17 protein-coding genes are annotated in these 24,496 nt (G+C 41.0%); 4 read left to right on the top strand and 13 right to left on the bottom strand.

The window, feature by feature from the left end:
• Positions 1-11: 11 nt before the first annotated feature.
• The 4 genes from VF500_RS25410 to VF500_RS25395 all read right to left on the bottom strand — a co-directional run bounded on the left by VF500_RS25410 (position 12) and on the right by VF500_RS25395 (position 6,825).
• Entirely contained in the window at positions 12-3,215 is a 3,204-nt protein-coding gene (locus VF500_RS25410) for a SusC/RagA family TonB-linked outer membrane protein (protein WP_330862353.1), read from the bottom strand.
• A gap of 629 nt (positions 3,216-3,844) precedes the next feature.
• The gene (locus VF500_RS25405) at positions 3,845-5,026 is read right to left on the bottom strand and encodes an acyl-CoA dehydrogenase (RefSeq protein WP_330862352.1); all 1,182 of its coding nucleotides are present in this window, start codon (positions 5,024-5,026) and stop codon (positions 3,845-3,847) included.
• A 405-nt stretch (positions 5,027-5,431) separates the two neighbouring features.
• Positions 5,432-5,959 carry an adenine phosphoribosyltransferase gene (locus VF500_RS25400; RefSeq protein ID WP_121231637.1) on the bottom strand — a complete coding sequence of 176 codons (528 nt, stop codon included), beginning with the start codon at positions 5,957-5,959 and terminating at the stop codon, positions 5,432-5,434.
• Complete coding sequence (locus VF500_RS25395; RefSeq protein WP_330862351.1) at positions 5,956-6,825, bottom strand: helix-hairpin-helix domain-containing protein; 870 nt, start codon at positions 6,823-6,825, stop codon at positions 5,956-5,958. The genes VF500_RS25400 and VF500_RS25395 overlap by 4 nt, the downstream gene beginning before the upstream one ends.
• Positions 6,826-6,901: 76 nt before the next feature.
• Between VF500_RS25395 and VF500_RS25390 the strand changes: the two genes are divergently transcribed.
• Positions 6,902-8,656, top strand: coding sequence for a lysophospholipid acyltransferase family protein (locus tag VF500_RS25390; protein ID WP_121231641.1), 1,755 nt, complete (start codon positions 6,902-6,904; stop codon positions 8,654-8,656).
• A 100-nt stretch (positions 8,657-8,756) separates the two neighbouring features.
• On the opposite strand, the gene VF500_RS25385 is transcribed toward VF500_RS25390, so the two are convergent.
• The 9 genes from VF500_RS25385 to rpsT all read right to left on the bottom strand — a co-directional run bounded on the left by VF500_RS25385 (position 8,757) and on the right by rpsT (position 20,992).
• The gene (locus VF500_RS25385) at positions 8,757-10,328 is read right to left on the bottom strand and encodes a hypothetical protein (RefSeq protein WP_330862350.1); all 1,572 of its coding nucleotides are present in this window, start codon (positions 10,326-10,328) and stop codon (positions 8,757-8,759) included.
• A 297-nt stretch (positions 10,329-10,625) separates the two neighbouring features.
• Positions 10,626-13,937 (bottom strand): TonB-dependent receptor, encoded by a 3,312-nt coding sequence (locus VF500_RS25380; RefSeq protein ID WP_330862349.1) that lies wholly within the window; start codon positions 13,935-13,937, stop codon positions 10,626-10,628.
• 313 nt (positions 13,938-14,250) lie between these two features.
• Positions 14,251-14,799, bottom strand: a complete 549-nt coding sequence (locus VF500_RS25375; RefSeq protein WP_330862348.1) for a DUF962 domain-containing protein — start codon at positions 14,797-14,799, stop codon at positions 14,251-14,253.
• A gap of 64 nt (positions 14,800-14,863) precedes the next feature.
• The gene (rny, locus tag VF500_RS25370) at positions 14,864-16,429 is read right to left on the bottom strand and encodes a ribonuclease Y (RefSeq protein WP_330862347.1); all 1,566 of its coding nucleotides are present in this window, start codon (positions 16,427-16,429) and stop codon (positions 14,864-14,866) included.
• 241 nt (positions 16,430-16,670) lie between these two features.
• Positions 16,671-16,961 (bottom strand): cell division protein ZapA, encoded by a 291-nt coding sequence (locus tag VF500_RS25365; protein ID WP_090529762.1) that lies wholly within the window; start codon positions 16,959-16,961, stop codon positions 16,671-16,673.
• Between the two features lie 21 nt (positions 16,962-16,982).
• Positions 16,983-17,273 (bottom strand): hypothetical protein, encoded by a 291-nt coding sequence (locus VF500_RS25360; RefSeq protein ID WP_091173696.1) that lies wholly within the window; start codon positions 17,271-17,273, stop codon positions 16,983-16,985.
• Between the two features lie 125 nt (positions 17,274-17,398).
• Positions 17,399-19,798, bottom strand: a complete 2,400-nt coding sequence (gene pheT / locus VF500_RS25355; RefSeq protein ID WP_330862346.1) for a phenylalanine--tRNA ligase subunit beta — start codon at positions 19,796-19,798, stop codon at positions 17,399-17,401.
• Between the two features lie 155 nt (positions 19,799-19,953).
• Positions 19,954-20,652 (bottom strand): RadC family protein, encoded by a 699-nt coding sequence (gene radC, locus VF500_RS25350; RefSeq protein WP_330862345.1) that lies wholly within the window; start codon positions 20,650-20,652, stop codon positions 19,954-19,956.
• A gap of 85 nt (positions 20,653-20,737) precedes the next feature.
• Positions 20,738-20,992: a 30S ribosomal protein S20 gene (rpsT, locus tag VF500_RS25345; protein WP_076374856.1), complete on the bottom strand. Its 255-nt coding sequence runs from the start codon at positions 20,990-20,992 to the stop codon at positions 20,738-20,740.
• 245 nt (positions 20,993-21,237) lie between these two features.
• Here rpsT and VF500_RS25340 point away from each other — a divergent pair, with 245 nt between their 5' ends.
• The 3 genes from VF500_RS25340 to VF500_RS25330 form a co-directional block, all read left to right on the top strand.
• The gene (locus VF500_RS25340; RefSeq protein WP_330862344.1) at positions 21,238-21,996 is read left to right on the top strand and encodes a class I SAM-dependent methyltransferase; all 759 of its coding nucleotides are present in this window, start codon (positions 21,238-21,240) and stop codon (positions 21,994-21,996) included.
• 104 nt (positions 21,997-22,100) lie between these two features.
• Complete coding sequence (locus tag VF500_RS25335) at positions 22,101-23,774, top strand: MutS-related protein (protein ID WP_330862343.1); 1,674 nt, start codon at positions 22,101-22,103, stop codon at positions 23,772-23,774.
• Positions 23,775-23,809: 35 nt separating this feature from the next.
• A partial coding sequence (locus tag VF500_RS25330) for a zinc dependent phospholipase C family protein (RefSeq protein ID WP_330862342.1) occupies positions 23,810-24,496 on the top strand: 687 nt, incomplete at its 3' end.

Below are 24,496 nucleotides of genomic sequence, written 5' to 3'. Positions count from 1 at the left end.
TTTTGCGCTAATTAGAACGTTAACTTGATGTTAAACCCTAAATTTCTTGTGTTTGGCAACTGACCACCTTCGTAAAAAGAGGTTTGCAATTGAGATGGGTCTACTCCTTTTAATTTAGAATAGATCATCCAAGGATTTTGAGAAGTTATGCCAAAATAAGCTGTTTGGAACGGCAGCCTGCCCAGCATCTTTTTAGGGAATGAATAACCTACGCTAACTTCCCTTAATTTAATGTAAGAAGCATCGTAAGTCCATTTTTCCCAGATTTGGCTATATGACTGCTCATATAGGGTACGGGTTTCAACGTAAGTAGTATTAGGTGTACCGTCTTCGTGAACACCTGCTACTAAAACACCGCCACCATCGGCAACTGAGTTACGTTTTGGGTTGCCCTTAGCATTGTTGCCTACAGTTTCAATACCTAAACCAGAACCGTTAAGGTTTTGCTGAGTAACTGACACAAATTTGCCGCCTTTTTGGAAATCAAGTGAGAAAGCCAGGATAAAATTCTTGTAGTTAAAAGAGTTAGTAAAACCACCTGTGAAACTTGGCAGCATACTTCCTAAATTAACGGTATTGTTTACAATAGGTAAGCCATCATCACCAACTACGATATTGCCGTTTTTGTCGCGGGTAAAGCCCGAGCCTATAATCTGGCCATAAGGCTTACCTACTATACCGTTAACGCCAAAGCTTGGTGAACCAACAAAGCCAAAGCTTTGGGTACCTGCAGCCTGGTTACCGCCCGACGCTGTATAACCGCCTAAACCATCAGGAGTAACTTTCAGGTTGTTAAGGCCAGGATATAGCGATATAACTTTGTTTCTGTTGAATGAAATATTGAAATCAGCATTCCAGGTAAATTCTTTTGATTTGATCGGTGTACCGCCAAGAGTGATCTCGATACCATTGTTCCTGATTTGACCTGCGTTGATCACTGCTGTAGAATAACCAGAAGTACCGTTTACAGGCAGTGGCAGAATCTGATCTTTTTGGGTACGTGTATAGTAGTTGAAATCAAACCTTACACGGTCTTTAATGAAATGCAACTCGGTACCAATCTCGTACGAAGTAGAAAGTGATGGCTTCAGATTTGGATTAGGCAGTGTGTTTGGCACAGTTTGAATTGCCGCATTACCTGCTTTAGTTGGCCCGTAAGGCGTGGTAGTTAAGTTATAAGTTTGGTAAATTGAGTAGATAGGAGCATCAGAACCCAATTTAGCAGCAGAAAGCCTTAATTTACCAAATGTAAGAATGTCATTTTTCGGCATCAGTTCGGTAAACACGAATGAACCTGATAAGCCGCCATACCAATATGAATTATTATTTATTGGTAAGGTTGATGAAATATCGTTACGAGCGTTAAAATCAAGATATAAGAAATCCTTATACCCGAATGATGTAAAACCGTAATAGCTGTTTATCCTTGATAGTGCTTTGTAACTAAATGATGTTGGAGCATTTAAAGAGTTGGTAAGCGTATACAATTCAGGGATAGAAAGGCCACCATTTGTATTACCAGAAGTATACAGGTAACGGTCCTGACGTGTTTCGGCATATAAACCGGCTTTTACAGAAAGATCTTTAAAATTGTGGCTATATGCTAAGTTAGCAACATAGTTATTCTCTTTGTAAGTGTATTGGCTTTGTGAATATGAATCGGTGTTAACAGTACCCGAACCTACACGTGAGTTATCATCACGGTTTAATAAATCTTCCCTGGCAATTAACGACAAAGATAGATCTTTAGTAAACTGGTAAGAAGCAGTTAAGTTACCAAATACACGATTGTTGTTTGACTGCGAAGTATTCACATAAGCCTCGGTGTATGGGTTATCCCAGTAGTGTGGCGTTAAGTCGTCAGGACTTGTGATGTTCCATGAAGTATAAGTACCATCAGCCCTTCTGTAATTCTTAAGTTTGTCAATTTCAACATCCCTGTGAAACCACTGGCTAAATGAACCGGCAGTTTGGGTTCCGTAACCTTCCTGAGGTACGTTATTTGAATTGATTTGCGAAAAGTTGAAGTTAGCGCTTACTGTTAATTTCTTCGTTAATTTAAGCTCGCCGTTCAAACCAACGTTGTTACGTTTTTGGTTACTGTTAGGGGTAATACCAGTACGATCGATATTAGTATACGATACCCTGAAGTTGTAATTATCGGCAGCTTTTGAAAAGGCAGCGTTAGTATTGTAAGTAACACCTGTACGGTAAAAATCACGTACGTTGTTTGGCTGGGCCACAAACGGTTTTAACTTACCAAAGTCAGGATTTGAAGGATCCCAGAAATACCATGGCGCATACAGGGTACCGTCCATTTTAGGGCCCCAGCTTTCATCAACACCATAATCGTAAATTTTTACACCATTAAATTTCGCAAATGATGCCGGAGAACCATTGTTAGGATCGTAGGTGTAAGTATCCCATTGCGTACTTGTACCACCGCCATACTCATTTTGATATTGAGGCAACTGATAAACTTTTTCAAAGGTTGTTGATTGGTTTAATGAAACACCAATCCCTTTATCGGCGCCTTTCTTCAAGGTTACCACAACTGCACCTTCAGATGCACGCTGACCGTAAAGCGCGGTAGCAGCAGGGCCTTTAAGCACTGTTAGCGACTCGATATCATCGTTGTTGACAGCGTTAGGATCGGTAACAACACCGTTAACCACATAAATAGGATTAGCACCCGATAATGAATTGACACCACGGATACGAATAGTTGATGTACCAAATTTAGCACCGGAGCCACCTAACACCTGTACACCGGCAATTTTACCGGCAAGGGCAGTGTTAAGGTCAGATTGCTTGGTAACTGTGAGGTCATCACCTTTTACTTGCTGCGCGGCATAGCCCAATGATTTTTGTTGCCTTGAGATACCTAAGGCAGTTACAATCACCTCGTTAAGGCCTTTAGCCGAAGCTTCTAAAACCACTTTAAGGTTTGTTGAACTGCCAACAGGAACATCCTGTGTAGCGTAGCCAATAAAGCTGAATGTTAAAATCGCGTTATTTGAAACGCTGAGTGAAAATTTGCCGTCGACGGTAGTTTGGGTACCGGTTGTTGTACCCTTTATTTTCACCGATACGCCGGGAAGAGGAAGACCGTCCTCTTTGGCTGTTACCATACCGGTAACAGTGTGATTTTGCGCAAAAAGCTGAGTTACAGCAAATACGAAACTGCACAAAATGAGTAGTAATCGTTTTTTCATAGAAAAAAATTAGCTAATAGTTAAGGCAGCAAACTTAATATCGAAGGGTAAAATAAAACAACATAATAATGTAATATTTCCTTTACAGGAATTTATTTAACCATGGAGAATATTTTAGGAAATAACTAACAAGAAATTACCTTTGCGGTCGTTAATACCATATGGCCGATTAGATCCGGCCGGTAATAAGTCAGTTAATATTGTTAATTATAAATTAGGAAAATGCGCGAGGCATTTTCCTAATTTGCTTTATAAGCCGTTGTAAATCAAAAGACAACAAAATTAACTTTGGCGATAAATTAAAGAGGAAAATCAGCACCAAAGAGTCTGCAATATTACATCAATCTTGGTAAAAGAGACTTGATAAAACGCGTCGGAGGGAGTTGGATTCGGGCACAAAAACATCAATAAAACATTATTTAAATCATGTTTTTTTAGCCACCAAATCAGTGTAACAATATATTTACGTGATATAAACCAAGATAAACAACACTTTGCCCGCGATTAAATGACACAAAACCGACAATAGACAAATGCAAAAAATAGCGATTTGTAACACAAATACTATTTTAAATGCCTTAATTATTGAAAGGAAAGTCTGCTTGAAAGGCAAAACAGTAGCCCATCTTCTATCCCTTCAGCACTTCTCTACTAATCACAATCTTCTGAATCTCACTTGTACCTTCACCTATGGTGCAAAGTTTGGCATCGCGATAAAATTTCTCAACCGGGAAATCCTTGGTATAGCCATATCCGCCGAAGATCTGCACAGCTTCCGTAGCCGTACGTACAGCCGTTTCAGAGGCGAAATATTTAGCCATGGCCGATTGTTTCGTTACCGGCAAATGCCTGTTCTTTAAATCGGCGGCCTGCATTATCAGCAGTTCGGCAGCTTCAATTTCGGTAGCCATATTGGCCAGCTTAAACGCTATCCCCTGAAAATTACCGATTGGCTGTCCAAACTGATGGCGCTCTTTGGCATATGCAACAGCTGCTTCAAAGGCGCCTTTGGCAATCCCTAATGAAAGGGCCGCTATCGAGATCCTGCCACCATCCAGAACCTTCATCGCTTGTTTAAAGCCTTCTCCTTCAACACCCAATAAGTTCTCTTTAGGCACACGGCAATTGTCGAAAATAAGTTCGGTAGTTTCGGAGGCACGCATGCCCAGCTTGTTTTCCTTTTTACCATGCGTAAAACCGGGCGTACCTTTTTCAATTACCAGGGCAGAAATGCCGTGCGAATCACCTTTATTACCTGTACGTACCATTACTACCGCAACATTACCCGATTTGCCGTGAGTTATCCAGTTTTTGGAGCCGTTAACCACATAATGATCGCCATCCAAAACGGCTGTTGTATTCATGCCCAGCGCGTCCGATCCGGTATTAGCCTCCGTCAACCCCCAGGCGCCAAGCCACTCGGCAGTGGCCAGCTTGGGCAGCCATTTAAGTTTTTGTTCTTCGTTACCAAAGGTCAGGATATGTCCTGTACAAAGCGAATTATGGGCAGCAACCGATAAACCTATAGCACCGCAAACTTTCGCTATCTCACTTATCACGGTTACATATTCAAAATAGCCGAAGCCTGAGCCTCCATATTGTTCAGGTACAAAAACACCCATCATGCCAAGCTCGCCCAGTTGCTTAAATAAGTCACCAGGGAAATACTGAGCCTCGTCCCATTCCATTACGTGAGGTTTAATATAGCGTTCGGCAAAGTCTTTGGCCATCTGACCAACCATTTGCTGATTTTCGTTCATAGCAAAATCATACCCACCGGTTGATTGGGTATCTGTTAACAAAGCATCCATACATTTTATAATTGGTTACTAACAAAATAACGTATAAAAAATGAGATTGGTTTGCCTGTAAAAGCCTGCAAATCAAGAACGATTTAGTATCTGGTATGAATTATAGGTTTAGTTGAAATAGGGTGGTTTTGGGAGGGGAAAATTTGCAGAAAATATTTTTCACAGGGAGGAATAAATTTAACGCGATTGCGTGTATAATGCCCGGGGAGTAGCAAAAAAGCATATTTCCAAATCAATATGCCCTACCAACTGTGCCCCGATTACTGCGAACAGAATTATGGCGTTGCCTCCGGCCCGGGCTGTACGTTGCAAGTCCTCGCCTTTCCTGCCACATTCCCATCACACGCTGCGGGCTTTCCTCTACCATCCCTAACGCGGGCATTTTCGGTAATAAAAAAACAATGATTAATAATCGGCCAGCACCACCAGCTTATCACAAATAGGCGTGATACGTTCCCTACCATTCAAAAAACCAAGCCCAACCACAAACGAAAAACCGGCAACTATGCCGCCCATTTCTTTGATAAGCTCGCTGGCTGCGGTTACCGTACCGCCGGTAGCCAGCAGGTCGTCATGCAGTAATATATGCTGACCGGGTTCAAAGGCATCGGTATGCAGTTCGATGGTGGCGGTACCATACTCCAGTTTATATGCTTTTTGTTTTATGGTGAAGGGCAGTTTTCCGGCTTTACGTACAGGAACAAACGGAACCCCCAATTTGGTAGCCAGTGTAAGCCCGAACAGGAAGCCCCGGCTTTCGATACCGGCCACTGCATCTATCCTTGTGCCTTGCAATTGCTCAACAAAAGCATCAATGATATTTTCGCACAATGCGGGATCTTTGAGTATAGGCGTGATATCTTTAAAAATAATCCCCGGTTTCGGAAAATCGGGAATATCCCTTATGGCTGCTTTAATTTGCTGAGCTATCATTTGAAAACTAAATAAGGCCCAATTTTACGCAAAATTCCGTCATTAAGTATGGCAATATTTTTCAGGTCGGTCAAAGCATTGTAATTACCATGCTCATCACGGTAAGCAACAATAGCATCCATTTGTTTGAAGCTTAAATACGGAAAGCGCCTGAGTTCATTAAATGTAGCCGTGTTAATATTTACTTTAATTATGTGCTTGCTATCAACCGCAACGCCTTCTTTTATCTGGTTATACTTGTCCAAATCAATGCCATAAACTTCCTTTAACTGTTCCTTACTGTAAAATCCGCCTACCCTTTCCCGATAATGAATAATGCGCCGGGCAAATGCCGGGCCTATCCCCCTGATCATGGTAAGCCTCGCAGAATCAGCACTGTTGATCTCAATTATTTCCCCCGGTTCAGCTTTATTGATATGATAGGCAGGGCCATCGGGAAGATTAATGTACGGCTCAATGCGTTTGTATTCAACAGGGCTGATGCTGTACATTTTCTGCACATCGCCTTTGGTAAAAAAGCGTCCACCTTTTTCTTCGTAATGTTTAATTACCTGTGCCTGGCGCTCAGTAAGGCCGAGTTTTATCCAACTGCTAAGCGGCAAATTATTGGGGGTAAATTTAAAGAGCGCAACAGGCGTGGTCTTATGATCACCTGCGAAAGTGCGTTCTTCTGCTGTAAGATCGCCGGTTTTATCGGCATTGGCTATCGCTTTATCAAAAGCCTTAAAATTTATTGTATTATCTTTGCGGTTTGCCTGAAACACGTAAGGGGCTAACAAAGCCATTGCAATTAAAATAATCAACACTACCATTCCGTTCCACTCTTTTTTAGTGACAGAGAGGTAGTTTTTAATTTGAGGCCTCATTTATATATGTTCCTGGCGTTAAATTAAATAAAAATTTAGGATATTTATTTGTTAAAACATACTGCTATTTAAAACAATGAAAGTTATAACCACCGAAGAGTTTGCCAAAGCCACCAAACTGGATAAGTTGAAAATGCCGGGCCTGGCCGCTTTATTGATGGAGCTAATGAAAATAAACCAGGTTAACGACTTGTTTGCCCAGGCACAGCCAAAGCAAGGCCCCGAGTTTGTTGATGCCATATTAGAAGGTTGCGGCATTGATGTTGAATTTGATGAGCGTGAGTTGCGTAACATACCTAAAGATGGCGCATTTATAGCTATAGCCAATCACCCTTACGGGGGCATTGAGGGCATGGTATTGTTAAAGATACTATGTATGGCCCGCCCCGACTCAAAGCTGATGGCCAACTTCCTGCTTAAAAAGATCCCTAATCTTGCCGATTATTTCATAGCCGTAAACCCTTTTGAAAACGTTGAGCACTCATCAAGCATAAGCGGTTTAAAAAACACCCTCGAACTGCTGAACCAGGGAACCCCAATTGGGATTTTCCCAGCAGGCGAGGTATCAACCTTTAAAGTGGAGCAAAAACAGGTAACCGACCGCATGTGGCACCCGGTTGTGGGCAAGATTATTGCCAAAGCAAAAGTGCCTGTTGTGCCCATCTATTTCCATGGTAATAACGGCCTGTTGTTTAACCTGCTTAGCCTGCTGCACCCCGCGCTGCGTACCGCCAAATTACCCTCAGAGTTATTTAACAAACACGGCCATACCATTAAACTACGCATAGGCAAGCCTATCAATGTAACTGAGATCCCCGACTATACCAACAGTACCAAGCTCCTTAACTTTTTGCGTGCACGTACCTATGCTTTAGGAACTGGGCTGGAAGAGGAAAAGAAGATCTTTAGTCCGCGCAACCTGTTTAAAATTAAACGCGAAGCCGAAGATATTGCTCCAGAAATAGATCGCGCCATCCTTGAAAAGGAAATTGAGCCACTGCGTGAAAATTATAAAGTCTGGACGGAAAAAAACTACGAGGTATTTATTGTACCTACCTCAACTATCCCTAACGTGATCCGCGAGATAGGCCGTTTACGGGAGATCACCTTCCGCGAAGTTGGCGAGGGCACCAATAAAAGTATCGACCTTGACGAATACGATATCTACTATCATCACCTGTTTATCTGGGATTTTGAGGCTAAAATGATAGTAGGTGCGTACCGGATCGGTTTAGGCGATGAAATTTTTTATAGCGTAGGCAAAAAAGGATTTTATGTAAATGAATTGTTTAAGCTTAAAACGCAATTTATCCCGGTATTGCGCCGCAGTCTTGAGTTAGGCCGCTCGTGGATCCGCAAGGAATACCAGACCAAGCCGCTGCCACTGTTCCTGCTGTGGAAAGGTATCCTGAAATTCCTGATAGATAATCCAAGGTATCGTTACCTGATTGGCCCGGTAAGTATCAGCAACTCTTTCTCCAAGTTTTCCAAATCACTTATTGTTGATTATATCAACCGTAACCATTTCGACCATGAAATGGCGCAGTATGTCAAACCGCGCAAAAAATTCAAGGTCGACTTTGCAAAAATTGATACCGACCTGCTCATGGCCGGCGAAGACAGTTTTAAAGGCCTTGATAACCTGATATCGGAAGTAGAAACCCGCAACATGAAGGTCCCGGTATTGCTTCGCCAGTACATTGCCTTAAACGCCAAGATCATCAGCTTCAATATCGACCCTAAATTTGCCGATTGCCTTGATGGCTTCCTTGTGCTCGACCTTGAAAAGGTGCCACAGGATATACTGGATAAATTAGGGAAAAATTTATAATTCTATACATAAGCTTATATTAAACAAAATAAAGAGCCCTGCCAGATTATTGGCAGGGCTCTTTATTTTGTTTAATATAGAAGAATTATCCCACTAATTGTTAGATAACCTCGTAACCCATAGGTCCCTTAAATACTATATTGAATGATTTTACGATTGTTATTTTCGGGGTTGTACCATTGTTTGGTACTACATCGAATGAAATAGATAAAACATTACTGTTTATTTTTTTTCCATCGGTAATATCTTCATCCAAAATCTGGTCACTACTGTCACAGCCCTCACAGCTTGAATGCGAGTAAACATATACCCGATTACTCATATCAAGATCAGTTTTAAGATATCCTCTTGGACCATCGAAATCTTTAATAAACCCAGGAATATAGCTTTGTAGTTCAGCTGGAGTCAAATAGCGTATAAGCGTTTGCTTTATATTTTTTATAGTAACTCCGGTTGATGATGAATTAACAATACTCGGATTCCATACAATTTGATAAGAGTTTTTATTTATCGTGAATTCGTATGATCTTCCGGCATTTCCTGGTTCAATGCTTAGATATTCGGTTCCACTAAATGTTGGAGCGGCTGACAACGTCATTAAACCTAATGGCGAAGTATATAAAGGAACATAACCAGTTGCGGTTGCCTGATTTTTACTACCAGGTATAACCATACTCATATTAGTCAATGAATAAACATCGGTCGAAGCGCCTGTAAAAGTATAAGAGGTGTTAGTAGTTAAGTGAACATATTGCCTGGTGCTATCGGCACCTGCTACGCCGCCAAAAATGCCGTTGGATGTATTTTTTATAGACCCTCCCAATCCTGATTTTAAAGCATCGTGAAGTGCCGTTTTAAGTATAGAAGAGCCCACTTCTTTTAACGGACCTAATTCGGCTAAAGCCCCCACCTGCAATGCCCCGTTTATAAGACTTCCAAACATACTCGGTGAAGGTGGCGCAGGTTGAGCTATTGTTCCTGTTATACTACCCTGAGATGTGCCATTAAGGGTTAGGTTACTCACATTAATAGAGTTAACCTCCCAACTCATTAAATTACTATTAGCTTCCTTGGTACCCACTATCGGATCGTAAGCCATTTCAAATTCAGCCGCATACCAAGTACCGGTTGCTGTAGTTTTAAAGGGCTGTGCTAAGGAGGTAGTATTACTGATTACGGTTAAATCCACAGCGTTAGATGCAGAATAACTAATTGCCGCCGCGCCGGTTGCTGCCCGTTGTATCAAAGTATGCGTAATATTACTGCTCGGTATCGGGGTAATAGGGCTTAGATAAAAATAGGCCCTTAAAATGCCCCTATATTTGTTATATAAAACAAAATACAACGGCGGGTTAAGTTGTGTTGTATTAAAAGTATTATAAACTAATTGCCAACCATCGGCTGCCTTAATGTCCGTAGCATAAAGAAGTGGAAAAGATTGATTTGAACCGCTTGCCCAGGGCTTCAAAATCGATGTCCCTGTTGGTGTAGGCATGTAATCACCGGTTTCCCAGCTAAAATTATAGGGTGTAATTGCATTTACACCTAAACTTTTCTTTGAAGAAATATTATCAGATTTCTTCAAATCTTCCATTGCATTCTTTTTACAGGCATTTAACAATACAATAGCTGTTAAAATCAAGAAATAAATTGGTTTTAATTGTTTTTTCATACAGATTTGTGAGTTTTGGTTTATTATATATTATAAAAATACATAACAAAACAATAGACATATACATAACTACATTATATAATTGTTAAATTATTTCTTCAAAAGAAATACAAATAACCAAACCAATTAAAACATGCTCAAAAGTATAAAAACACAACATTACCCTATTAAAAGACAATTACTGTAATCCAACAAATTAACAGCCTGATATACATATTAAATAATAAAAAAAATTATTAAACAACAAAGCGCCCTGCCGGATACCGACAGGGCGCTTTGTAATATTTCGTTTTACAATTACCAGCTGTAACGCAAACCAAATTGCATTTGCCAGCGTGAAGCGAACAAATCAACTGAGTATGGTAAACCTGGGTTAGTAAAGTTGTACGTTGGGTATGATGTCACATTACCATCCTTAACAAAGGTAGGGCCACCAGATGCTCCAGGCAGTTTGCTTACCGGTGTTAAGCCAACACTTGCTGAAGAGTTGAAAGTGTTTGGCGAGAAGTAATACTGACCCCAGCTTTTCTTCAACAAATTAGTAAGGTTGATGATGTCATAAGTAAATGTGATCATCTGTTTGTGTTTACCGTTACCAAATTTAAAGTCTTGGGTAAAGCGGAAATCTAATTGGTTATTCCATGGAGTGAAAGCAGCGTTACGTTCAGTAAATTTACCACGACGTGAGCTTAAGTATTTGTCGGCATCAATGTAAGCATCAAATGCTGCTACCTGTTGTGCGGCAGTTTGTACTACTACACCATTTTTCACCTGATCAACAATAAACTTAGATGTTTCGCCCCTGTTAGGGATGTAAGCTAAGCTCAATTGTTGGCCTGTTCCGTCGATAGCATTTGGATAAGTATCCCAGGTATATGGATTACCACTTTGCGCGCTAAAGAAGAAAGTGAAATTAGCTGTATAGTTGTGTCCAGCATCCCAATCGTGTTTGAAATTTACATTTGATACGATACGGTGACGGATATCAAAGTTTGAATTTGCCAAACCAGGATTGTTAGGGTTTAAGGCCTGGTTTAACTGCCAGTTCGACTCCATTGAGTTACGGATACCATTGGTAACATCTTTTGAGTGCCCGTAGGTATAGGCAACAGACGCATTTAAAGCACTCTGAGGATCAAACTGGGTAAATTTAGCTATTTGTACTGTTGCACTGTAACGGTAACCTTCACTGGTGTTTGATAACAGGTAAGCGTTGGTATATTTTGAATTGATATTTTGTTTAATAAAAATCGGCTGTAAATGCTGTGTATCATAAGGATAATAAGTTACACTATCCTTAGTGTTCACCTGTTGAAATTTCAAATCATGAACAACTTTGGTGTAGATACCTTCCGCAGTGAATTTCCACTGATCATCGGTAGTATAATCAACAGCTAAGCTACTTCTCCATACCTGTGGCATTTTGAAGTTGTTATCGATCATATCCACCTGGGTAGCACCAGTAGGACCAGTATTAAAGTTTTGGAAAGCCGCATTTTGGTTTACATAACCTAAGCCGCCGTTTGGAGAAGATTTCACAGGATTTGTACCAGGAGCTTGCGTTGATTTATCATAAGCACCATAAGTAGCACCATTGTTATAAAACGCATACCCAAACCATGCAAACGGAACACGACCAGTAAACAAGCCGCTACCACCACGCAAAATAACGCTTTGGTCGCCCTGTACATCATAATTAAATGACACGCGCGGGTTCCACTCTATGTTGCTCAGGTAATTCTGTTTGATATCCTTTGGTTTCGTGTATGTGTAGGTGGTACCATAGTTAGGATCAACAGGAGCATTGGTTGTTTTATCGCTCAATGGCTGTTTGTTTGGTACCCCTGCATAATCAGCACGTAAAGCTACAGTCAATTTGAAATTATCAGTTAACTGAATTTCGTCCTGACCATACAAGCTTAACAAATTAACTTTAAATTGTGCTGATGGATGCGCTAAAATATAATCACGGGTATTATCAGTATAGTTAAAGTTAGCACGAACACGCGAAGGGTTATTGGCAATAAAGTTTTCAATGCTGCTATAAGCGACACGACCGTTCCAGGCGTTAACGAAGTTATAAGTAATGTTATAAAACTCATTGTGTGTACCGAAGGTAAAAGTATGTTTACCTTTTGTCCAGGTTAAGTTATCAGTAAACTCAGCAGTTTTCTGATGCATATCAAAAATGGCGGCCTCGCGGTCAGTACCCATAAATATAGTTGTACCTGGAGAGCGACCAGTAATTTCGATTTGTGGCAGTGATGGATCAGAGTTAGGGTCACGATAATCATGTACCGCTGAATATCCTAATACCAAGCTATTGCTCAGGTCGCCTGAAAATCTTGATTTTAACTCGGCAACAGTTGAAGTTGAGTTATTATGCGAAGTGTAATCAATACCGCTAAAACGGAAGTTTTGCTGATCACGCTCTAAGTTAGTAGCTTTTGAGCTGATGGTATTGTTACGGATAGTTAACTGGTTGTGATCATCAATATTCCAATCCAAACGGTTAAAGAATTTGTTTGAGTTAGAGAATATCGTGGTGTTATTATATGTACCCGGATCGATACCACCAGTAAATGATTTAAATGCAGTAACCAATTTATCACCATCGGCCTGGCTCAGGATATTGGCCGCACCATTGTGATCAAGACCACGGATAACAGGGTCCTGCCTGCGGGCAATTTCCTCGTTGGTAAAGAAGAATAATTTGTTTTTGATGATAGGGAAACCTAAACGGATACCAGTTTGGTAATCATGAAAATCGTTAAGTTTTGATCCGTCGCCACCTAAAGCAGCTTTGGCGTTGTTTGGTCCCACCATAAATGAGCCACGGCCGTAACCGTAAACAGCACCGCTAAAATCATTTGTACCACTACGGGTTACAGCATTGATACTACCACCTAATACGTTACCAATTTTGATATCGTAAGGAGCAACATAAACCTGGATATCCTGGATAGCGTCAAGAGAGATAGGGCTTGTACGTGTACTGCTACCAACCTGGCCCGAAGCATTGTTCTGACCGCCTAATGAAGGGCTGAAACCGATCGCATCGTTATTGATAGCACCGTCAAGCGTTACGTTATTGTAACGGTAGTTGGTACCCTGAAACGAGTTGTTATTGCTTTGAGGGGTATTTCTTGTTAAATCCTGTAAGCTGCGGTTAATTGACGGAGCAGTACGGATCTGGTTTTGACCAATACGGGTGCTTGCACCTGTTTTAGCCGGACCAGCCGATGCTTTTACTTTAACTTCCTGCAGGGTAGTAGTTTCGTCCTGCAATACAAAGTTTAAAGTAGCGTTACCTAATTGAAGGGTAAGATCGCTTTTTTCGTCTTTTTTATAACCGATAAAAGTTGCGGTTACAGTGTACGGGCCGCCCGGGTTAATGTTATTAACCGAAAAACGGCCTTCGGCATTGGTTTGTGCACCATACCTGGTACCTGTGCTGGTATTTAATACAGTGATGGTTACACCAGGCAGTGTAGCACCTTTTTGATCTGTAACTTTACCAGTAAGTACCGAGGTGGTGATCTGAGCGTTTGCAACGCCCCCAACCCCAATAATTATTAGTGTTAAAATAATAAAGTAGAGCTTTTTCATTTGTGATTTTTTATTGCACAAAATTGCCCCACCAATGTTAAGTTTACATTAACATCAGATTATTATATTAACAACTACTTAATGATTTCTTTTTTACTTAACATACGCCTATGGAAATAATGAATAAAATACATGATTATCAATAACATACAAAAACACACTACACCATAATGTTAAGTTTTCATATATCACCTATAGAAGATAAATTACACAACTATGTTCTTTACAGCTAAAAAAATGCCCTTATTATTTGGCATTTAAAGACCATGGTAATGAGCACTTTAACAGATACTTAATACATAAGTAGCCAAAATCAACTTTTGATTCTCAGCTTATTAAGCAATTGGTTTAACAGGTATGCAGGGGCAATAACTAATGACTTGATATTAAGCCCATTTTTTGCATATAACGGTTCGCGGCTGTTACCTATTAGTAAGGCAGATAACGAAGGAATGAATACAGAAATGCATAATGACCACATGGCAGGCCCACCGGCTTGTTGCCAGCCTACAAGCTCCATTATACCATAGCTAAAGCCTAATAAAATAAACAAGATAAAGTAAGATATGATTGGCGAAAGCTTTAAATAAAAATAGATAGCAATGGCTATGACAAATGAGGCCCAGTTAAAATAGCCATTATAAACACCGAGGAAAGCCAAATGCGGAAACGGGATCGACCAGATTAGTCCAAACACACTGAACGCTAAAGTTGGGATACAGATATAATGTATAATTTGGTTAACCTTATCCTGGTGAGCTTCTTCATATTCACTGAAATATCGATCAGCCGGGCGTTCATCTTTACTGGCAGCAGTTTTAGCCGGTGCCTTCTGTTTATTATTTGATGTTTTTGCAGTCACGCTGTAAAAATAAAAAACCCTTTCAGTTTTTGGGCCGAAAGGGTTTTGTTTAATTTTATAATGATTACTTGGCAAACGCTACCGAACGGGTTTCCCTGATAACGGTAACTTTAATTTGCCCAGGGTAGGTCATTTCTGTCTGGATCCTGTTGGAGATATCTGCAGCCAATACTTCTGACTGTGCATCGCTGATCTTTTCGCTTTCAACAACTACACGTAACTCGCGGCCAGCCTGGATAGCAAAGGTTTTTTCAACACCAGGATATGACAGTGCAAGTTCTTCCAGTTCTTTCAAACGTTTGATATAGCTTTCAACAACCTCACGACGGGCACCCGGACGAGCACCTGAAATAGCATCGCAAGCCTGGATTATCGGCGATAACATTGAAGTCATTTCAATTTCATCGTGGTGGGCACCTATAGCGTTGCAAACTTCAGGATGTTCCTTATATTTTTCGGCCAGTTGCATACCCAAAATAGCGTGTGGCAGTTCCGGGTTATCATCAGGCACTTTACCAATATCGTGCAGTAAGCCGGCACGTTTAGCCATTTTAACATTTAAACCAAGTTCGGCAGCCATGGTAGCGCAGAAGTTTGCCACCTCGCGCGAGTGCTGTAACAGGTTTTGCCCGTATGATGAACGGTAACGCATACGGCCAACCATACGGATCAGTTCAGGGTGCAGCCCATGAATACCAAGGTCAATTACCGTGCGCTCGCCTATTTCAACAATTTCTTCTTCTATTTGCTTTTTAGTTTTAGCAACAACTTCTTCAATACGCGCCGGGTGGATACGACCGTCGGTAACCAAACGGTGCATAGCCAAACGGGCTATTTCGCGCCTTACCGGGTCAAAGCCCGAAAGAATAATTGCCTCCGGCGTATCATCAACAATGATCTCGATACCGGTAGCAGCTTCCAAAGCACGGATGTTACGGCCTTCACGACCGATGATACGGCCTTTGATCTCATCATTTTCGATATTGAAGATCGATACCGTGTTTTCAATAGCACTTTCAGTAGCGGTACGCTGAATAGTTTGGATAACTATTTTCTTAGCCTCTTTAGTAGCCGTAAGCTTGGCCTCGTCAACAATATCCTTGATCTGGATCATTGCCTTTGTACGGGCTTCTTCTCGCAGGGTATCAACCAATTGATTTTTGGCATCATCGGCAGATAAACCGGCAATGGTTTCCAACTGCTGTACATGCTGGTTTTTCAGAACTTCAACCTCATCTTGTTTTTTAACCACTATCTCGGTTTGCTTTTCAAGATTTTTGCGGGTGTTGTCAAGCTCGTTTTCCTTGCGGTTAACGTTTTCCATACGCTGATTAAGCGATTGCTCTTTTTGCTTAACACTATTTTCACGCTGGTTTACGGCATTGTTTTTATTGTTCACCTCCTGCTCATGCTCAGCTTTCATTTGCAAAAACTTCTCTTTAGCTTCAAGCAGTTTGTTTTTCTTCAGGATCTCGGCATTGTTTTCAGCGTCCTTTAAAATCTTTTTCACTTTATTCTGAGCCGAGGCTTCCTGGTCTTTAAACAATTTTCGGAGCAGGAAGCGGCCTATCAAAACGCCAATTATGGCGCCTACGAGCAGGCCGATGATAACGTATAGTAATATGTCCATTTTAGGTTTGGTGGTGTTATGTATATGTAAATAAAAAAACCGCAACTAAATTTAAGTATCATGTATTTAAAACTTCATTTCGGATATTGGGGACCATGGGTTGGTTAACGTTAATCGCAACTAACGCATGCCTCTTGATCCGCTTAATATTGAAGCGTTAAGTTTTTAATAGTGAAACCTAAAATTTAACTGCGGTTAAATCTTAATGTGCTCTGTATGTATATTATATAAAGAACGATTATTACTTCGAAAAAAACTCTGTCAACAAATGATCTAAATGATAAACCTTTTCGGTTACCTCTGTATCTTCTACGGTAACTTTCTTTTCTGCCTTTAACGATGAGGTGGCATAATGCAACACACACATCGAAAGCAAATCCTGCTTATCCCTAACCGCATAATTTTCCTGATATTCTTTTATCCGGTCGTTGATCAGCTTAGCCGCCCTGCGTATTATTTCTTCTTCCTCCATGTTCACCTTTAAGGGGTAAACGCGGTCAGCAATATTTATTTTTATTGAGATTTCTCCCATTTGAGCTTTTCACTTTTTGTACTATTTTTTCAATAATACAATACACTTATCTATTTCCTGCACAAAGTCGTTAATTTTTTGCTTAATGTCAACACTTTTTTCATTTGTTTCAGAAAAAGACTTGGCAACTTTAACAACTTTTAATTTTTCTTCCAGTTCTTTTGTCTTGGCCTTACTGGCATTAAGGGCTACTGTAAGGGCCTCGCTCTCCAGTTTTAAAAGGTCATTTTCCTCCTGCAAAGCAGCGCACAGTTCAATCAGGCGCTCGGTTTTATCTACAATTTTATTTAACTGCTCTGCTAAAGAAGGCATCTTTTTTATTAGTGAATTATTGAATTAGTGAGTTAGTGAGTTTGCAAATAATTGAAATACTAATTTATTAATTAAATAATTCAACCGTCTCACCAAATCCGAAATCGAAATTCCGAAATCCGAAATTACTTCCTGATCTCCGCTCCGGCTTCTTTTCCTAAATTATAAATTAATTTCTGCATAATAGAATCAATTGCCTTATCCGTTAACGTTTTTTCAATGTCCTGGATGATAAAGCTCAAAGCATATGATTTTTTGCCTGCAGGCAGTTTATCGCCCTGGTAAACGTCAAACACATCAACTTCCTTCAGCAATTTACGTTCGGTACGCTGAGCAATCTGTTTCAACTGCCCAAATGATACGCTTTGATCTATCAGCATAGAAAGATCACGCCTTACAGCCGGGAATTTTGAAACCTCCTGGTACACGATCTTATTTTTACGGATAGCCGCCAATACCAGATCGAAATTGAAGTCGGCATAAAATACCTCTTTATCAACATCTGCCTTTTTCAGTGAAGCGCCTGCTACCGAACCAAATTTCACCAATTGCTTGCCATTAAGCATGTATTGAATGCCAAACGACATTTTTTTACAGGTTGCATCCTCAACTGTAAAGTTGCTGATGTTCAGGCGCTGCAAAATACCATCAACCACAGCCTTGATATTATAGAACGACACCGGCTTTGCTTTCTGGTTCCATTGCTCACTTGTGTTAGCACCTGTAATGAAAATACTGAAACGCTGAGTTTCGATATATTTATCATTTTCCAATTTGTAAACCTTGCCAAATTCATAAAATTTCAGATCCGCACTACGGCGGTTCTGATTATAAGCTATGGCTTCCAAACCAGAGTATAGCAGTGTTTGGCGCATGATATCCAAATCGCTGCTCAATGGGTTCAGGATCTTAACGGCAGTATCCAGGTTATCTGAATAAGCAGATTTGGTAAGCGAGTTAGCCAATATCTCATTAAAACCATTAGCACTTAACAGATCAGAAAGTTGATTTTGAACAGTATCTTTTTCCGGCCGGATAGAGTTATTCAGCGATGCCCTGATCTGTGTAGGGATCTCGATGTTGTTATAACCGTAAATTCTCAGGATCTCTTCAACCACATCCACATCGCGGGTAACATCCACACGGTATGGCGGCACTTGTAACGACAGCGAATCCGCAGTTTCATTCACTATCTTAATATCAAGCGCCGTGATAATAGATCTGATCACATCATGACCGATGGCTTTACCGATCAATTTATCAATCGTATTGTACGTGATCTCTACAGCGAATGGTGCAACCGGGGCTGGGTAATGATCAGATATTTCTGATGACACCTCACCACCCGCAACCTGCTGAATTAACAAAGCAGCACGTTTCAAGGCAAAAACAGTCATGTCCGGATCAGTACCACGTTCGAACCTGAACGAAGCATCGGTTTTTAAGCCATGCCTTTTTGAAGTTTTACGAACAGATACAGGATTGAAGTAAGCACTCTCCAGGAAAATATTTTTAGTTGATTCCTTAACGCCCGATTTTGCACCACCAAATACACCGGCTATACACATAGGCTCTTCGGCATTACCGATCATCAGATCATCCGCAGATAATTTCCTGTCAACCTCATCAAGTGTTTTAAATACCGAGCCTTCAGCATAGTTTTTCACCAGCACTTTACCACCTGTTATTTCATCAGCATCAAAAGCGTGTAAAGGCTGGCCAAGCTCATGCAACACATAGTTGGTAACATCCACAATATTATTGATAGAACGGATGCCGATAACAGCAAGGCGCTCTTTCAACCATTTTGGTGATTCCTTAACCTCAACCCCGCTGATAGTTAAACCCGAATACCGCGGCGAAGCCTGTTCGTTCTCAACAATAACCGGTATAGTGCGACTGGTGTTATCAACTTTAAAAGCGCTTACATCGGGCTTGTTAATACCTATTTTAAGGAAAGCGGCAATATCCCTTGCCGTACCCAAATGCGAAGCCGCATCGGCACGGTTAGGGGTTAAGCCTATCTCGTACATGTAATCGTCGTTCAGCTTAAAGTATTCTTTAGCAGGAGTACCTACAGGAGCATCCTCCGGTAATACCATAATACCGGCGTGGCTGGTACCTAAACCAATCTCATCTTCGGCGCAGATCATTCCGTGAGACTCCTCGCCCCTGATCTTTGATTTTTTGATAGCAAAAGGCTCACCGCTGGTTGGGTAAACTGTAGAGCCAACCACAGCAACCACTACTTTTTGTCCGGCAGCTACGTTGGCAGCGCCGCAAACAATCTGCAGGTCTTCTCCGGTACCTACATCAACTTTAGTAACATGCAGGTGATCAGAATTTGCGTGATCAACACATTCCTTTACGTAGCCAATTACCAGGCCTTCCAGTCCGCCGGGAACAGCCTGTACCTTTTCCAGGCTTTCAACTTCCAAACCGGTACCGGTAAGGATGATGGAAATTTCCTGGGGCGTTTTATCAGTATCAATAAATTCTTTAAGCCAGTTATAAGATATTTTCATTATTCCGAAATGATAATCGGCAAAGATACGATTTAGGCTGAAAGGTTAAAGGCGAAAGGTAAAAGGTATTTTATTTGAAAATTAATCCAATTTGAAGATTTGAAAGTGATGTGTTAATTTTCAAATTACCTCATTTTTAAATCTTCAAATCAAAATCACATCAACCCTTCATCGGCCAAACTGAAATAACCACCGTCGGTAATGATCAAATGATCAAACACACCTATGTCCAGCATCCTGCCGGCAGCGCTTATTTTTTTGGTGAGCTGGATATCCTCATTACTTGGTTTCAGGTTGCCCGACGGGTGGTTATGGACCAGAATGAGCCCGCTGGCCTGGTATTGCAGGGCCGAATAAAAGATGATCTTGGGGTCACATACCGTGGCCGATAAACCTCCCTTGCTGATCAGCTCCTTTCCTAATACTTTGTTAGAGCGCCCCAATAGTATGATCCAGAACTCCTCGTGGTTCAGATCCATCAAATGGCGGCGCATAATATTGTAGCCATCCCTGCTTGAGGTGATCACTTCAATAGCGCCTGACTCGGATTCATTACGACGGCGACCGATCTCCAGTGCGGCAATAATGGATATTGCCTTGGCCTCCCCTATTCCTTTAAATTTAGATAGTTCGGTTATAGAAGCTTTGCCAAGCTTGTTAAGATCGTTATCATAATGATACAGGATGCGTTTGCTCAACTCTACCGCGGTTTCGGTACGGCTGCCCGACCCTATCAGTATCGCTATCAATTCCGCATCGGTAAGGGCACGGCGACCTTGCCCGCTTAATTTTTCACGAGGGCGATCTTCCTCGGCCCATGATTTAATACTGATCTTGCTTTCGTAGTTTTCCACGGCATTAAAGTATGAAAAAGCGGCAAACAAAAAAAGGGATAGCGCTTGAACACTATCCCTCTTCGGTATATTTTTAAAGCTAAGATTAGCTTAAGCCGTTAACAAATTTAGTAAGCTTTGATTTATTGTTCGAAGCTTTGTTTTTGTGAATAACGTTCTTTTTAGCTAAACGATCAAGCATTGAGATCACTTTACCCAACAATGCAGAAGCATCAGCTTTGGTAGTAGTGTTTCTTAATTTCTTAATAGCGTTCCTGGTTGTTTTAGCCTGGTACCTGTTGCGCAGACGCTTCGCAGCGTTTGACCTGATTCTTTTTAATGATGATTTATGATTTGCCATCTCGTATAGCTTGTTATTCTTTTCTACTTATTTTAAGGACTGCAAATATAGGGTGATTAATTTTAATATGCAAGTGGTTTTTTGATTTATATTTTCATGTAATTGAATTGATAATGTGCAGGATTAGCTTCAACATTATTATTTACAAATCAGTCGATTTAACAACGTGTTAACCCGGCATTCACAAAGTGTTCATACAACACATTGATTTTTGCGGCGTTATTAATTTATAAAACTATTGCATCATGGTAACCAACAGCACCACCAGGTTCAGCAACCGGGTTGAAGATTATGTAAAATATCGCCCCGGCTACCCCGTAGAAATTGTCAGGTTTTTACATGATAACTATGGCCTAACCCAGGATAAGCTTATTGCTGATATTGGTGCCGGCACCGGGATCTCTACCGAATTGTTCCTGAAAAAAGGCTACCGGGTAATTGCTGTTGAACCCAATGTGGAGATGCGCGAAAAAGCTATCGAACTACTCGATTCATATAACGGCTTTATCCCCAAAAACGGCACTGCCGAAAATACCGGTATCGACAGCAATAGTGTCGGTGCCATTATTGCCGGGCAGGCTTTCCACTGGTTTGATGCCCTAAAAACCCGTATCGAATTTAAAAGGATCCTGAAACCCGATGGCATTGTTGCCCTGATCTGGAATGAAAGAAAAACAACATCCACCTTTGAACAGGAATACGATGAACTTATCATAAAGCATGGCAACGATTATGTAAAAGTTGATCACCGCAATATCGATACTGAGCATATTGCAGCCTTTTTTAACCCGGAGCCTGTGCACCTGGAAACATTTGCTAATAAGCAGGTATTTGATTTTGAAGGATTAAAAGGCAGGTTGCTTTCATCATCATACATGCCCGCACGGGATGAGGAAGGATACCAACCGATGATCAATGATTTGCAGGCGCTTTTTAATAAATTTCAGCAGGATGGCGTTATCGCCATCAATTACGATACCAAGGTTTATTCAGGTAAGCTGTAAAATCCTGTCAACAAATTATTTAGTTATTTTGTATCGATGAAACAATTACAGGAAAGTAATATCTAATAAGTAAAAATAACTGCTTATTAATACTACTTTCAAACATGCTATATTGGATAATCATTGTCATAACACTGCCTTTTATATTTATTGTAATAAGTCATTTAAAAAGCAAAGCCCAACAAAAAAAGAAACTTGCTGAGATAAAAGAACGCTGGGGCAAACCCATCATAGCGGGCCGAAATCTTAAACCGATTAGCACTTATCTGACAGCCTATGGCGGTTCAAGCGAGATCTCGGCCGATACCGCCACCGACCTTGACGTTGACAGCATATTTGAATATATCGACCGAACAAACTCCAAACCCGGCCAGCAATATTTATACAAGCAACTGCACTCCCCGCAAATTTCAGATAACTATTTCGAAACGCTTGAGCAGCGGATTAGCAGCGTCACAACTGATAAAGAGCTTAGAGAAGCGGCTGAACTTAAACTATCCGAATTAGGCGGTAATGACGCTTATTATTTACCGGAGCTTTTTAAGAAACCTCACTATTCTATTTTTCCTGCAATCGGCAACTTCTATATCAGCATAGCACCGTTTTTGATCATCGGGGTAGCTATCAGTCTTTTTATAATCCCCAACCAGTTTATGTTGATTTTATTGCTGATCTTAATGATAGCCAATGTGGTTATTCATTACAGTAATAAAACCCAGATGCTAAACTATACACATTCGCTACCGCAATTACTGGTTTTGTACAAGGTTTCAAACTGGCTTAAAAGCCATCATCTGCTTAATGATGATGAAACTACGCAAAACAGTATGACTAATTTGGGCAAGCTAAAAAAGTCATTAAATTACATCACCCTGCAAAATAAAGCAGCTATTGACCCTACCGATATTTACTACCTGGTTACCGAATGGTTAAAAATGTTCCTGCTTATTGAGCCGATGGTATTTATTAAATCCATCGGCAAAGTGAACAAATACCTCAATGATATTAAGGTTGTTTATGAGGCTGTGGCCGAAGTTGATGTCGCCATTTCCATCCAATCGGTACGTGATGGTGCAACCCATTATTGCAGGCCGCAGCTAACAACAGGCAATACCAATATCGTTATTAAAGATCTTTACCACCCCCTTATTGAAAACTGTGTATCAAACTCCATCTCTATTGATAATAAACAAGGTGTTTTGGTAACAGGATCTAATATGTCGGGTAAAACTACTTTCATCAGGGCTATTGCTGTCAATGCGCTGTTGTCGCAAACCATTAACACCAGTTTCGCTACAGTATACCAGGCCCCTCCGCTTAAAATATTTACCAGTATTGATATGACCGACGACCTCGGCGATAACAAAAGCTATTTCCAGGCCGAAGCCCTGGCGGTTAAAAATATAGTGGCGCAAACCATTGTCAGCAAGCCGGCGAACAGCCTGGTGATCATTGATGAAATTTTCAGGGGAACAAACACCATTGAACGGATAGCCGCTGCCAAAGCTGTATTAAGCTATTTTATCCAGAATCAAAGCTTCGTTTTTGTATCAACCCATGACCTGGAACTGGCCGAGTTATTGGGCAGTGATTACAAAGTTTTCTCCTTTGAAGAAGTGATTGGCGATGACCGGCTCGTATTTGATTATAAGATCAAAGAGGGACTGCTCAAAAACCGGAATGGCATCGCTGTTTTAAAAGGCGTAGGTTTCCCGGAGAGCATTATTGATGAAGCCAATAATGTAAGCAGCCAGTTAAGGGCGAAGTATAATTTGTAATTTAAAACTCCGCTATAAATAGCATCTTTACCCTCATGAACCGCCGGATAATTTTAAGCATAACAGGTATCTGTTTAATTATGCTATGCTCATCATGGGGGTTCTTTGCACATTACCGCATTAACCGGTTGGCTGTTTTCACACTCCCTAAGGCCATGACCGGTTTTTACAAGGCCAATATCGATTACATAACCGAACATGCAGTGAGCGCAGACAAACGCCGTTACGTTGACTCGACAGAAGCGCCCCGCCATTTCTTGGATGCCGACCATTATGGCAGGAAGCCATTTGAGGCCATGCCTAAGAAATGGAAAGATGCAGTTGCCAAATACTCGAAAGATACCATCATTAAATATGGCACCGTGTCATGGACCATTCAGTACCAGTATTACAGGCTGGTGCGGGCTTTCAAAGCGCATGATACAACGGCTATCCTCAATGCATCTGCTTATTTAGGGCATTATATTGCTGATGCGCACGTGCCACTGCACCTTACCCAAAACTACAATGGGCAGCTCACCGGGCAAACCGGAATCCATGCCCTTTGGGAAAGCCACCTGCCCGAATTATTTGCCGATCACTATAACTACTATGTTGGCAAAGCCCGATATATTGAAAACCCGCTTAACGAAGCATTCCGTATTTGCAGGGCCACATATAAAAGCGTGGATACTGTTTTACGCTTTGAACGCATCCTGAACAAAACCTATCCGCAGGATAAA

This window comes from Mucilaginibacter sp. (assembly GCF_036383575.1).
In the GTDB taxonomy this organism is placed as follows: domain Bacteria; phylum Bacteroidota; class Bacteroidia; order Sphingobacteriales; family Sphingobacteriaceae; genus Mucilaginibacter.
The sequence above is the reverse complement of the archived record's forward strand: the minus strand, read 5'-3'. Positions and strand labels throughout refer to the sequence as shown.